Genomic DNA, 13062 nt, shown 5'->3' with positions numbered 1-13062 from the left:
GCTTCAGCTCCACGGGCGCCGCGGTCGCGGCAGGGAACGCGCCGCGCTATTCAGTTCAGCGGGAGCAGCCGGCGATCAGAGTTCACCGCGGGATTGCCGCCCTGGAGCGGCGGAGCCTCCGCCGGAGAGCGGCCCCGATCACAGCGAGGTAGAGGGTGCTCGCGCCGTTGCCGGACGCCCCTTGCCCCACGGTGCAGCCAGTGTCTGCCGGCTCGTCCACTCCGGGGCCGCTCGAAGCGCTCGTCGGACCCGGGTTTCCATCGCCGCCGGCGCCGGCAGCGCTGCTGGATGCGGTCGCCATCCCCGAGCCGCCATCGCCGCCAGCGCCGGCGGTGGTGCTCGTCGAGCTTCCGCTCGCCGAGCCGCCGCCCTCGCCTCCGGCGCCAGCATCGCCGCCAGCGCCGCCCATGCCGCCAGGACCGGACTCACCGCCACCGGCGCTGCCTGCGCCGCCAGTCGCGGACGTTCCGCTGCCAGCGCCGCCAGTTCCTGGCTCACCGCCGCCAGCGCTGCCAGCGCTGCCAGTTCCTGGCTCACCGCCGCCAGCGCCGCCCATGCCGCCAGCACCGGACTCACCGCCGCCAGCACCGGACTCACCGCCGCCAACGCCGCCAGTTCCGGGCTCACTCCCGCCAGCACCGGACTCACCGCCGCCAGCACCGGACTCACCGCCGCCAACGCCGCCAGTTCCGGGCTCACTCCCGCCAGCGCCGCCCGCACCGGACTCACCCCCGCCGACGCCGCCAGTTCCGGGCTCGCCCCCGCCAGCGCCGCCCGCGCCTCCTGCACCGGGAACACCGCCGCCAGCGCCGCCCTCTCCGCCAGCGCCCGTGCTGCAGCCGTTGTCCCCGGGGCCGTGCCATCGAGGATCGTACAGCTCCGCGTCCCTGTTGGGGCCGACGATGAGGACATGGCCGCTCGGCAGGAGCGCGGACGTGGAAAAGCCATGCGAGAGCAAGGTCGACGGGGCAGGCGTCCAGGAGTTCGTCGCGGGGCTGTAAATCTGCGCCGTCGTCCCTGCGATGACGAGCACCTCGCCTGTCGTCAGCAGCGTGGCAACATGACTGACACCCGACAGCTGGCTCATGGACCCTGTGGGAGTCCAGACGTTCGTCACCGGGTCGTAGGTCTCTGCGGCTCCCCCGACGACGAGCACGCGACCGTCCAGGAGCCGCGTCGCCGTGGGCTTGCCCCGAGGCACCGTCATGGGCGCCACCAGAGACCAGCGCCGGGTCGCGGGATCGTAGATCTCGGCGCTGGCGAGCGGCTCCGCGGTCGAGATGTCGAAATCGTCGAAACCCTGTATCCCGCCGACGACCAGCACCCTGCCGTCGTTCAGCAGCGTCGCCGCGTGCTCCGCCCGGCTTGCTTTCATCGGCTCGACGGTGACCCAGGTGTCGTCGGCTGGACGATACAGCGCGGCCGATCCGGTCCTGCGGACGCGGAACGGCTCCATCGGGTAGTCCATCACCGCGCCTCCCGCGATGAGCACGTCGCCGCTTACGAGCAAGGTCGCCGTGTGGTTGTATCGACGCTCCTCGTCGGGGGCGGCCAGCGTCCAGGCATCCGCCGCCGGATCGTAGATTTCGTTGTACAGATCCGCCTCGGAATCATCGAAGCGGCCCCCGCTGATCAACACCCTGCCGTCGGCGAGGCGTGTCAGGTCGGGGAGAGCCCGCTCGAAGTTCAAAGGCGCCGCCAGGGAAAACGTCGTGCTCGATGGATCGTAGATCTCGGTTGTCTTCGTACCGGCGTTGCCGCCCGCGACAAGGATCTTCCCGTCCTCCAGCTCCACGGTCTTCGCGTAATTCCGCAAGGCGTTCAGGGGGCCGAGCTGCGTCCCCGAGGGCGTGACCGACGGGTCATAGATCTCGGCGCCCGGCGCGCTCGAAGTCCCGCCGACCACGAGGACCCGTCCATCCGGGAGCAGCGTCGCCGTGGCGCTGCCGCGGCTCACTTCGCTCCTGGGCGCTGTCGAGAAGGTCCGCGTGTTCGGATCGTAAAGGTCGGGCGGCTGGTTGCCAGAGACGAAGACCCGCCCATCACACAGCCGCGTCGCCGTGTGCCAGCCGCGCCGAAAGCTCATCTTGTTCTTCGCGAGCGTCCATGCGTTGGCCTCAGGATCGTAGGTCTCGGCCTCGGATTCCCAGTCATAGCCGGTCACCAGCACGTCACCGTCCTCCAGCAAGGTCGCCGTGAGCATCCACCTGGCGCGGAGCATGTCCGGCCCCGGGGTCCACGCGCCCGTCGCGGGATCGTAGATCTCGACGCTCGACACCACGCTGGCTCCTATGATCCTGCCTCCGGCGACCAGCACGCGGCCGTCCTGCAAGCGCGTCGCCGCGTGCTCCCTGCGCACGACAAGCGCCGCGGGCGTCGGCGTCCAGGCGTCCGACACGGGATCGTAGAGCTCGGCGGCGGCAGCAGGAGCGGCGCCAGCCGGCGCGCCCCCGGCGACGAGCACCCGCCCGTCGGCGAGCTCGGTCGCGGTGTGCCCCGAGCGCTCCGAGGTCATGGTTGCGGCGGGGATCCACGAGTCGGTCGTCGGATCGTAGAGCTCCGCGGTGGCGACCCACGCGGCGCCGCTCATGGCGCCGCCCGTGACCAGCACCCTGCCGTCGGCGAGCAAGGTCGCCGTGTGAGCCGACCGCGGCTGGCTCATCGGAGCGGCGGGCAACCACGCTTCGAGCGCGGGATCATAGATGGCCGCGCTGGCGAGGTGGTACTGGTCTGACGAGCCGAGCCATCGCCGCCCGCCCGCGATGAGCACCCTGCCGTCGGGCAGCGAGGTCGCGGTGTGCTCGTGGCGGAGCGTCGCCTCGGAGGCGGCCGTGACGGTCCATGACGGGTCCACGAGGAGCGGCGAGCCCGTCTCCTCGACCCAGAGCGAGATCTCATCACCTTCTACCTCCAGGCGCGTCGGGACGCGCTGGCGCGGCGACGCATAGGCCTCGGGAGCCGCCACGATGATCCGCGGCTCCCCTGCCGCGTCGAGCACCTCCACGTTCGCGCCACGGCGGCGGAGGCGCGCCCCCTCGACCTGCCATGACGCAACGGGTCCCGCGGCGGGCGCCCCGTCGGGGAACCAGAGCCACTCTTCCGCGCCGTGCCGCTGCGCCGTCCAGAGCGCGAAGCCGCCCGCGCGCGGGTACGCGAGGGCAGCGCCGATCTTCTGGACCTCACCGAGCGCGCCGCGCTCGCGCACCTCGATGCCGAGGCCACCCGGCAGGTCGAACCGCACGGCGCCGCTCCCGTCCGCGGGGAACGCGAGCGTCAGGCCGCCGCGCGACGGGCTCGCCGCGAGCTCGAAGCCCGCTGGGGTGGGCACGAGCGCGTCGTCGCCGCGGAGCGCCGCGCGGGCGCGCTCCTCGAACTGCGCCTCCAGCGCCTCGACGTCGAGCGCCTCGCTCGATGGCGCCGCGCAGCCGAGCGCGCATGTCAGATAGACAATCCAGAGCAGCGCCACGCATCGCGCGAAGCGCCACCCAGCCCAGGGAACCGTGCTTGAGCCCATACCCTCCTCGATTCTCGCGAGCGAGCCTCCGGCGAACACATCGGCCTGTCGCGCAGCGCGCCCGGCCCTCCGTGGGGTGCAGCTCGCATCGCAAAAATTCAGAGGTTCGCGGCGGAATGCTGCCGCGTTCGCCGGAACGCTCGTCTTGCCGCGCTTGCTCGAGGTGGGTGGCATTCAACCGCGCAGGAGGGCGGCGGAGGCCGCGCAGGAGAGCGCCGGGCGCGCGCGGCCTCCGCTTTTCGCTACGTCGTGAGCGACAGGCCGCGCACGTACTCGGCGAGCGCCCGCTCCGCGCTGGCCACGGCCTCCCGCGCGCCCGGGAGCTTCGCCGACACCGCCGCGATCCGGTCTTCCTGCTCGCCCAGCGTCTTGAGGTAGCGCTCGTGGAGCCCGCTCCCCGGGGGCACGACCTTGAGGTTGTCGCGCACGCGCGCCTGCTCGGCGCGCAGCGCCTCGATCTCGGACTTGAGGGCCGAGAGCGCGCGCTGCCTCTCGGCGACCGCGGCCTTGAGCTCCGCGAGCCGCGCGAGCGCCGCGCGCAGCGCCTCGGGGATCTCGCGCGACGACAGGACCACCTCGATCTGCTCGCCGGAGAGGCCCGTGAGCGCCACGGCGTGCGAGATGGGCTGCTCCAGCGCCACGGTCACGCGCGCCGTCTCCCCCGCAGCGACCTCGCGCCGGACGCGGTAGCGGTCGCGCGTCGCCTCGACGCCTTCCCTGGGCTCGGCGAGCTCCCAGCCGGCGATGCGCGGGTGCTCGATGAGCAGGACGCGCGGCTCGCGCGCCGCGCCCACGATCGTGTAGACCGTCACCTTGCGGGCGGTCCTGACGATCTCGAGCATGCCGCCCTGGATCTTGGCGCGCGAGAACACCTCCTCGCCCCGCTCCTCGCGGTCGATTCGCACCTTCCGGTCCACGGCGAAGCTCACGATCCGCGATTCGCCCGGCGGCAGCGGCGAGAGGCGCGCGTCGCCGACGTAGGTGACGACCCCCCGGCTCGAGCGCTCGTAGACCGTGATCGCGCCGGCCGGGAGCGTCGTGTCGCCGTCGTTCCTCAGGCGGACCGAGGCGAGCGGGCTGCGCGCGCTCGCCTCCGGCTGATAGAGCCACAGCCGCTCTGCCGGGATCTCGCGCTGGACGATCGGGAGGAGCGCCGTCTGCCCGCTCGCGATCGTGAGCGGCGCCGGGAAGTGGAATACGACCTGCGTCGCCGCCTCCGCGGGCTCCGGCTCGACCTTCTCGGAGGGCACGGTGACCGCCGCGGCGGGCGCGCGGGCCTCGTCGGCGCCCCCGCCGGCGCGGTAGCCCATGCGCCGCGCCGCCCTGGCCGCGAGCCCCGCGGCGCCCTCGTCGAGCCGCGGCAGCACGCGCTCGGCGACGTCGACGGGCACCTCCGGCCGGGCCACGTAATAGATCTCGTAGAGCGCCTGGCGGAACGTCACCGGGTCCCCCGACACCAGGGTGAAATCCACGTTCTGCCAGTCGCTGCCGCTCTGGTTCTCGACGACGGCCCACCCGGCGAGCGCCCCGGTCTTCGCCTGCGCGTCCTCCGGCACCGTGAGCCGATACGTCGTCTTCCAGAGCGGCACCTCGATGACGTAGGCCACGCGGACCACCCGCTCGCCCTCGCCGGCCGTGCGCACCACGAGCTCGCGGCGGTTGCGCTCCCGCCGGCTGGAGAGCCCGACCAGCGCCGCGCCGACCTGCTGCCGCAGCCGCTCCTCGACGAGCTCCACGCTCTCGAGCTCCTCCAGGACGACCTGCTTCAGCGCGCCCTCCGACATCAGCGAGAGCCGGTGCCGGTCCTCCGAGCCGCCGTGCGGCAGCGCCGCCTGCGCCGTGGTGACCGCGACGATCCGCCCGGCGATGGCCCCTTGCACCCCTCGCGTCCGCACCTCGGCGCCGCGGAGCGCGTTCAGCAGGGCGGCCTCGGACTCGAGCGCGCCCTCGTCGAACGGGAGCTCGCGGAACAGATCGCGCAGCGGCTCCCTCCCGGGAAGCGTGATATTCCCCGTCACGCCGCGATCGTCATAGACAACGATGCTCTTCAATACATCGTCGACCTGATCGAGCCGCACCTCGAGCCGGAGCTCGGCGTCGCCGCGCACGCGCGCCTCGTGCTCGAAATATCCGACTCCGCCCGTCGAGAGCACCACCCGCCTTAGCAGCAGCGTGTCCGACGCGGCCCCCGAGCGGGCAGGATCCATCGCGGCGGCCCGCAGCGTCGCTGTGGTCCTCAATCCATGGTTCATCGTCGCCTCCCCCGGCGGAGGCGTGCGATGGCCCCGCCCTGGGGGTGTCCATAACGCCCCTCCGGGGGGCGTCAACGACGGTGGCTGGCCGGGAGATCGGGCGCGGCGCCGCGCGTCAGCCGCGCCGCGAGGCCTCGAGCTGCTTCACGACCGCGAGCGCCTCGTCGACGTGGCGGGTCGCGCGGAGCTGGGAGGAGAAGGCATGTCGAACGATGCCGTCGCGATCGATGACGAACGTCACGCGGCCCGGGAGGAGGCCAAAGAGCGACTTGACGCCGTAGCGCGCGGCGGTCTCCCCGCCAGGGTCGCTGAGCAGCGTCATGGGCAGGCGGTATTTGTCGGCGAATTGCTGGTGAGACCCCGCCGAGTCGGCGCTCACGCCGAGGACCTCGGCGCCCGCCTCCGCGAACGCATCGTAATGGTCGCGGAACGCGCACGACTCCGCCGTGCATCCAGGGGTGTCGTCCTTGGGATAGAAGAACAGGACAACGGTCTTCTTGCCCCGGAAGTCGGAGAGCTTGACCGTCTCCCGCTTCTGCGATTGCAGGCTGAAATCAGGGGCTGTCTCACCGACGGACAGGGTGGATTTTCCGAGCATGGCGTCTCCTCTACCCGATGCGCCGCGCCGCGTCCAAGGCCCCAGCGGAGCGCGGCGGCTCGCCGCTCGAGTAAAACGCGGCCGCCTGCCGTGGCGGCCGCCTGCGCCCCCGGATAAGGAAGAACTTGAGGAAGCGGTCATGAAGGCGCGCTGGGCGCGACGGACGCCAGCGCGGGCCGGAGATCGGGTTACCCTGAGCGCCCCATGGCCACCACGTTCGCTGCGTTGATCTTTCGACCCGCCGACATCCCGGACCGCGCGCTGTCCCAGGGCTTTGCCGTGGCGCTCGGTGGCTGGGACGTCGCCTCGCCGCGCCTGTTCATCGCGCCGCTCCCCGGCCTGCCCGGGCACGCCGCCGCGTTCTACTCGAGCGGCGATCCCGCCGGCGGCGGGGACGACGAGCTCGACCACCTCGCCGAGCTCTTCGAGGACGAGCTCTCTCCGCCCGTCGCCGTGCTCGACGCGGCCGCCGAGCTCGGCCACCCCGGCGCGACGGTCTTCGCGCTCGTGTTCTCGGAGGACGTCCTCCACGACGACGGCTGGCGCTTCGAGGCGAGCGGGTTCGTCCGCCATTTCGTGAGGGAAGGGGACGAGGGCGTCGAGGCCGGCGTGGAGGCGCCCGACCGGAGCGACATCGTCGAGGTCGACGTCGACCTGCCGGAGGGCGCGACCGCGGCGGAGGAGCGCGAGGCCATGGACCGGGCGATCCGGCCGCACCGCGGCTCGACGTTCCTCGCGGCCGAGCTGGGCGCCCCGGTGCTGGGCGCGCTCATGGGCGGCCTCTTCGCGCCCGAGCGCCGCGTCCAGGTGCACCTCGTCGCGCCGGGGCCGGGGTCGATCGCCGACGAGGTCGCGCGGCTCAACCGGGTGCTCCGCCGCGAAGACGGCCGCGGCGCGCCCGCGTCCCCGCCGCCCGTCCGCGGCGTCGCCCCGCCGGCGACGTACGCGGCGTTCATGCGCGCGTACGACTGGGCCGATCCGGCGGATCCGGAGGACCTCTACCGCGAGCTCGCGATCGGCGCCGTCGAGGGCACGCTGCGCTTCCTCCGCGAGGGCGAGCTTCTCGCCCACGACCGCGAGCCGGGCTGGGAGGCGGCGGCGGCGCGACAGCTCTACCCGATCGCGCGGCTCTCGGGCTCGGCGCTCGGCGGCGGCGCGGCCCAGCGGTCGGTCGTCGCGCTCGGGGCCGACGGCGAGCAGCTCTGGGTCGTCCGCGGCGGCACGAGCGCGGCGCTGGCCGGACCGACGTTCGGCGAGCTGCTGCGCTACCTCTCGCTGGGCTGGTCGCGCCGGAGCGACGCGGAGGAAGACCTCATCGGGGCGCTGATGCTGCGCGCGCGGCTCAGGTCGCTCGGGGGTTGAGCCCGCGCCCCGGCGTGGGATCCGCCTGCGGGGGTGAGGCGCTTTGCCTCGCGACGCGCGCGCCTCGGCTCAAAACGACGTGTCGTACGCGTGGTGCCGGTGGGCTTCCGTGTGGAAGGACGTCATGTGCGGGTCGTCCAGGACCAGGTGGAGCAGGCCGACGTCTCGCTCGCTGCGGGCGAATACGCTCACGAGGATCCCGCCCTGCCGGACGCCGGCCTGGTAGCGTTCCGCCCAGTGCCTCGGGACGCCCGCGGTGATGAGGATCTCGCGCAGGCCGCCCGTGATCCCGGCGCCGACCGCGCTGGCCACGACCGCGGCCAGCGGCCCGGCGACCACGAACCCGAGGTCGGGGACCACGACGCTCATCGAGACCGCGGCGCCGAACGTGCTCGACGGCGGCGCTATGTCCGGGCTCGGAAAGCACCTGTCGCGTGTCGCCTCGGTCATCAGCAGGCTGACCTCCTGTCGTGTGTAGCCGCAGTCGATGATCCGCTCCGCCGCGGCTTCCGCCTCGTCGTGCGTCTGCACCAGGCCAATTACGAGCTTCTCCATGGAAGAGACCTCCTTCGCGTTGAGCGCGTCCTCGCTCTGGGCCCCGGCGACGGATACCGCACGCTCTGTGCCAATCCGAAATTCTCACGCCTCGGTGCGTTCGCGCCGATTTCTGTGCCCCTTCCGCTGGAGGAGCGAGGCGGGATGTCGCAGTGCGCCCCGTGGGCCTCACCTTCCGATGTCGACATCGCCCGTGCCAGCGCGGTTGATTCCATATTTTGCCGTCGAGCGGCGCGAGCGCCCCAGTTCAACGGGCTCCGTCTGACCAGGTCGTCCGAAGGCCGCGTACATGGGCGCCCGGGGCGGCCGGTGCGCGACGAGGCCGGAGGCCGCGTCAGAAGCCGATCGTGTCCTCGACCGGCGCGGGCGGCTTCGTGCCCGTCGGGCGGCCCGTCGGCGCCTCCCGCGGCGTGGCGCGGCCGCGCCCCTCCGAGGTGCCGCGCGGCGCCGCCGTCGGACCCGGCCTCCCTGCCGCGCCGGTGCGGACAGCGCCCGCCGGCTGCGCGGTCGCCGCCGTGGCCGCTGGCTGCGCGGTCTCGGCCGCGGGCGTCGCGCTCGCCGGCTCTGCCGGCACCGGCGCGGCGGCGCTCGCTGGCGCCGGCACCACCGGCGGCGCCGGGACGGACGCGGCCTGCCGGGCCGGCGCCTCCGACGAGGGGGTCACCTCGGCCGTGGGCGAATGCTTCGTTGCCAGGAAGACGACCGCCGCCACCAGCGCTCCGAACGCGAGCGCGGCCGCCAGGATGGCCGGCGCCCACCTCCGGGCCCCGTCCGTGCCCGAGGTCGCCATGCCGGCGAGCGTCCGCCCCGGCGCGCCGGTCGTCGAGAGCCGCGCGCCCGGCGCCGACGACGGCGGCGTGCCGGTCGTCGAGAGCCGCGCGCCCGGCGCCGGCGGCAGCGGCGTCGGCTCCCCGAACAGCACCGGCTGCGACGCGCTCCCGTGGAGGGCTCGCTCCCCCGCGGACGAGGGCTCGGTCGTGAACGCCGTGCGCGCGATCCCGAGGACCGCGCGCTCCAGCGCCTCCGCCATCTGCCGCGCCGACGAGAAGCGCGCCGCCGGATCGTGCGCCAGCGCCTTCTTCATCCAGGCGTCGATCGCCGGAGAGAGCTCCGGCCTCACCTCGCTCGGCGGCGTGAAGATCCCGGTGTGCAGCACCACCGACAGCGCGCCCAGCGTCTCGCCCCGGAACGGGACCTGCTCGGTGAGCGCGTGGTAGGCGACCACCGCGAGCCCCCAGAGATCCGCGCGGAAGTCGACGTGCTTCGCGCTGAGCAGCTGCTCGGGGCTCATGTAGAGCGGCGTGCCCAGCACGCTCCCGGTCGACGTCATGCCGAGCTCGCCCTGGACACGCTTGGCCACCCCGAAATCGAGCACCTTCACGAACAGCTCGCCCTCGACGTCGAGCAGGAAGATGTTGTCCGGCTTGATGTCGCGGTGGATGATCCCGACCTGGTGCGCCCGGCCGAGCGCCTTGGCCGTCTGCGACACGATCGCCGTGACCTCGACGGGCGGCAGCGCGCCCAGCCGCTGCATGCGGCTCTTGAGGTCCTCGCCCTCGAGCAGCTCCATCACGATGAACGGCACCCCGTCCGGCGTGACGCCGTGGTCGAAGACCTGCGCGACGTGCGGGCTCTTGATCTGCGCGGCCGCCATCGCCTCCCGCCGGAAGCGCTCCACGAAGCCGGTCTGGTCCGCGTAGGCCGGCGCCATGAACTTCACCGCCACCTGCGTCCCGAGCGCGAGGTGGTCGGCCACCCACACGCTCCCCATCGCCCCCTTCCCGAGCTCGCGCGCCAGCCTGAGCGTGCTCGTCACCTGCTGTCCGGGGTTCATCGGGGGTCCCTCTTCGATCGCCCGAGCCGATGGTCCAGAGGGGGCGTCCTGTGCGGGCGACGCGGCCCTCTGGGTGTCGGCGCGTGTCGGCGCGCACAGCGTACAACAAACACCCTGGACCGTCACCACCGAGCGCTCGCGCCGCGCACCTGACGGGAGCTCTCGGATAAGCTGGCACCATGCGCGAGGGCACGCTGGTCGCAGGCCGGTTCGAGGTGCACCGCCTTGCCGGCGCCGGCGGGATGGGCACGGTCTACCGGGCGATCGATCAGCTGACCGGGAGCCCCGTCGCGCTCAAGGTCGCGCCCCCGGAGCTCGCCGCCCGCTTCCGGCGCGAGGCGCGCATGCTCGAGGCCGTGCAGCACCCGCTCATCGTGCACCACATCGCGCACGGCACGGGCGACGACGGCGCCCTGTGGCTCGCGATGGAGTGGCTCGAGGGCGTCACGCTCGACGCGCGCCTCCAGGAGGGGGCGCTCCCCGTGGCCGACGCGCTGCTCGTCGCGCACCAGATCGCGGAGGCGCTCGCCGCCATCCACGCGATCGGGATCACGCACCGCGATCTCAAGCCGAGCAACGTGCTCCTGCGCGACGGCAGGGTCGACGGCGTGGTCCTGCTCGACTTCGGCGTCGCCCGGACGGCGGCGTCGACCTCGCTCGTCACGGAGGCCAGCTCGCTGGTCGGCTCGCTCGGCTACGTCGCGCCCGAGCAGGCGCGCGGCGACGTCGAGGTCGACGCGCGCGCGGACGTCTTCGGGCTCGGCGTCCTGCTCTTCGAGTGCCTCGCCGGGCAGCGCCCCTTCGCGGCCGACGACCCGCTCGCCGAGGTGTGCCGCATCCTCCTCGAGGAGGCGCCGCGCCTCGTCGAGCGGCGCCCGGACGTGCCGCCCTTCCTCGACGAGCTCGCCGCGCGCCTCCTGGCGAAGGACCCGGCGGCGCGCCCCGCGGACGGCCGCGCGGCGGCGGCCGCGCTCGCGGACGCGCGCGCCCTGCTCGCGCGCGCGTCCAGCGCGGGCGCGGACGGCGCGCCAGCGTCGGTCACGGACGACGAGCGGCGGCTCGTCAGCGTCGTCCTCGTCGATCTGGGCGCCGCCGACCCGGAGCCGGCGAGCGATCGCGGCGTCGAGCGGATCGTCGCGGACCTCGCCGAGGCGTTCGGCGGCGAGCGCGTGCGGCTCCCGGGCGGCACGCGCATGGTGCTCCTGTCCTCGCAGACCGACGAGGTGTTCTCCGGCCGCGGCGGCGCCGGCACGATGGCCGTCTTCGACCTCGCGGCGCGCGCCGCGCAGTGCGCGCTCGCGCTGAAGGCGCGCCTGCCCGGGCGCCCGGTCGCGCTCGCCACGGGCCGCGCGCAGGTGGGCGAGCGCCTGCCCGCGGGCGACGTGATCGACCGCGCGGTCGCCCGCCTCCGCGAGGCCGAGGGCGACGTGCGCATCGACGAGGTCACCGCGGGCCTCGCGGCGCCGCGCTTCGAGGTGATCGGCGACGGCCCCTCGTTCCTGCTGAAGGGCGAGCGCGACGGCACCGAGCCCGAGCGCACGCTCTTCGGCCGCGTCACCTCGTTCGTCGGGCGCGACCGCGAGCTCGCGACGCTGCGCGGCCTCTTCGAGCAGAGCGCCGACGAGCCCGTCGCGCGCGCCGCGCTCGTCCTCGGCGAGGCCGGCATCGGCAAGACGCGCCTCCGCTGCGAGCTCATCCGCGCCGTGCGCGAGCGCGACGCGCGCGCGTCGGTCTACGTGGCGCGGGGCGATCCCCTCGGCGCGGGCGCGCCGTTCGGCATGCTGGGCGAGATCGTCCTCGCGGCCGCCGGCTGCCTGCCCGGCGAGGCGCTCGAGGCGCGCCGCGCCAAGATCCGCGAGCACGTCGCGCGGGCCCTGCCTGCGCCGGTCGACGACGCCCCGCGCGTCGCCTGGTACCTCGGCGAGATCGCGGGCACGCCGTTCGACGACCCCGAAGCCGAGCTGCGCGCCGCCCGCGGGGACGCGGTCGCCATGGGCGATCAGGCCCGCCGCGCCGTGCTCGAGTGGCTCGCCGCGCGGTGCGGCGAGGGGCCTGTCGTCGTGGTGCTCGAGGACATGCACTGGAGCGATCACGCCTCGGTCTCGGTGCTGGACGAGGCGCTCCAGGCGCTCTCGGATCGCCCGCTCCTCGTGCTCGGCTTCGCGCGCCACAGCGTGATGGAGACGTTCCCCGGCCTCTGGGGCTCGCGCGGCGTGCAGCACATCAAGCTCGGCGCGCTCAGCCAGCGCGCGGCCGAGCGGCTCGTCCGCAGCGTGTTCGGCGAGGAGCTCGCGCTGCCCGAGGTGGCGCGGCTCGTCGAGCACGCCGACGGCCACCCCTTCTTCCTCGAGGAGCTCATGCGCGCGCGCGCGGAGGGCCGGAGCGACATGCCGCCCACGGTCGTGGCGCTGATGCACGCGCGCATCGAGGCGCTGCCCGCCGAGGCGCGGCGCACGCTGCGGGCGGCGAGCCTGTTCGGCGGCAGCTTCTGGCCGGACGGCGTGCGGCAGCTGCTCGGCGCCGGCACCTCGGCCGAGTCGCTCGACCGCTGGCTCAAGAGCCTGCTCTCGGAGGAGCTCGTCGCCCGGCGCGGCGTGTCGCGCTACCCGGGGCACGACGAGCTCACGTTCCGTCACGCCCTCGTGCGCGACGCCGCCTACGGGATGCTCACGGACGGCGATCGCACCGCCGGCCACCGGGCTGCGGCGCGCTGGCTGCGCTCGGTGGGCGAGACCGACGAGCGGGTGCTGGCCGAGCACGCCGAGCGCGGCGGCGACGCCCCCACGGACGGCGAGGGCCTCGTCGCCCGCGGCCCTGCGCAGGATCGCGGCGGCGGAGGAGGGGGAGGACAGGGGCGCCCCCCGGAGCGCAAATCAGAGCGTGAACGGAACGAAGCGCAAGGGGGCCAAGGTTGATGAACAACCATTGACGTGATAACCCGCCGCCC

7 protein-coding genes are annotated in these 13062 nt (G+C 74.0%); 2 read left to right on the top strand and 5 right to left on the bottom strand.

Annotation, left to right across the window (positions count from 1 at the left end):
* Nucleotides 1-82: 82 nt before the first annotated feature.
* The 3 genes from WME73_RS25795 to WME73_RS25785 form a co-directional block, all read right to left on the bottom strand.
* Nucleotides 83-3514: a kelch repeat-containing protein gene (locus tag WME73_RS25795; RefSeq protein WP_437911246.1), complete on the bottom strand. Its 3432-nt coding sequence runs from the start codon at nt 3512-3514 to the stop codon at nt 83-85.
* A 242-nt stretch (nt 3515-3756) separates the two neighbouring features.
* Entirely contained in the window at nt 3757-5766 is a 2010-nt protein-coding gene (locus tag WME73_RS25790) for a DUF4139 domain-containing protein (protein WP_437911245.1), read from the bottom strand.
* Between the two features lie 115 nt (nt 5767-5881).
* A complete protein-coding gene (locus tag WME73_RS25785) occupies nt 5882-6364 on the bottom strand; it encodes a peroxiredoxin (RefSeq protein WP_012237250.1) in 483 nt (160 codons plus the stop codon).
* 204 nt (nt 6365-6568) lie between these two features.
* Here WME73_RS25785 and WME73_RS25780 point away from each other — a divergent pair, with 204 nt between their 5' ends.
* Nucleotides 6569-7726, top strand: coding sequence for a hypothetical protein (locus tag WME73_RS25780; protein WP_437911244.1), 1158 nt, complete (start codon nt 6569-6571; stop codon nt 7724-7726).
* Nucleotides 7727-7795: 69 nt separating this feature from the next.
* Here WME73_RS25780 and WME73_RS25775 read toward each other — a convergent pair whose 3' ends face one another.
* Both WME73_RS25775 and WME73_RS25770 read right to left on the bottom strand, forming a co-directional pair.
* Nucleotides 7796-8281, bottom strand: coding sequence for a hypothetical protein (locus tag WME73_RS25775; protein ID WP_437911243.1), 486 nt, complete (start codon nt 8279-8281; stop codon nt 7796-7798).
* A gap of 334 nt (nt 8282-8615) precedes the next feature.
* Nucleotides 8616-10115: a serine/threonine-protein kinase gene (locus WME73_RS25770; protein ID WP_437911242.1), complete on the bottom strand. Its 1500-nt coding sequence runs from the start codon at nt 10113-10115 to the stop codon at nt 8616-8618.
* 179 nt (nt 10116-10294) lie between these two features.
* Between WME73_RS25770 and WME73_RS25765 the strand changes: the two genes are divergently transcribed.
* The gene (locus WME73_RS25765) at nt 10295-13030 is read left to right on the top strand and encodes a protein kinase domain-containing protein (RefSeq protein ID WP_437911241.1); all 2736 of its coding nucleotides are present in this window, start codon (nt 10295-10297) and stop codon (nt 13028-13030) included.
* The last annotated feature ends 32 nt before the right edge of the window (nt 13031-13062 follow it).

The organism is Sorangium sp. So ce302, from assembly GCF_051530145.1.
Lineage (GTDB): Bacteria > Myxococcota_A > Polyangia > Polyangiales > Polyangiaceae > Sorangium > Sorangium cellulosum_B.
The sequence above is the reverse complement of the archived record's forward strand: the minus strand, read 5'-3'. Positions and strand labels throughout refer to the sequence as shown.

Excerpts from the sequence above, each read along its gene's own strand:
- WME73_RS25765 (WP_437911241.1), top strand. The coding sequence starts at position 10,295 with ATGCGCGAGGGCACGCTGGTCGCAGGCCGGTTCGAGGTGCACCGCCTT.
- WME73_RS25775 (WP_437911243.1), bottom strand. The coding sequence starts at position 8,281 with ATGGAGAAGCTCGTAATTGGCCTGGTGCAGACGCACGACGAGGCGGAA.
- WME73_RS25780 (WP_437911244.1), top strand. The coding sequence starts at position 6,569 with ATGGCCACCACGTTCGCTGCGTTGATCTTTCGACCCGCCGACATCCCG.
- WME73_RS25795 (WP_437911246.1), bottom strand. The coding sequence starts at position 3,514 with ATGGGCTCAAGCACGGTTCCCTGGGCTGGGTGGCGCTTCGCGCGATGC.
- WME73_RS25770 (WP_437911242.1), bottom strand. The coding sequence starts at position 10,115 with ATGAACCCCGGACAGCAGGTGACGAGCACGCTCAGGCTGGCGCGCGAG.
- WME73_RS25790 (WP_437911245.1), bottom strand. The coding sequence starts at position 5,766 with ATGAACCATGGATTGAGGACCACAGCGACGCTGCGGGCCGCCGCGATG.
- WME73_RS25785 (WP_012237250.1), bottom strand. The coding sequence starts at position 6,364 with ATGCTCGGAAAATCCACCCTGTCCGTCGGTGAGACAGCCCCTGATTTC.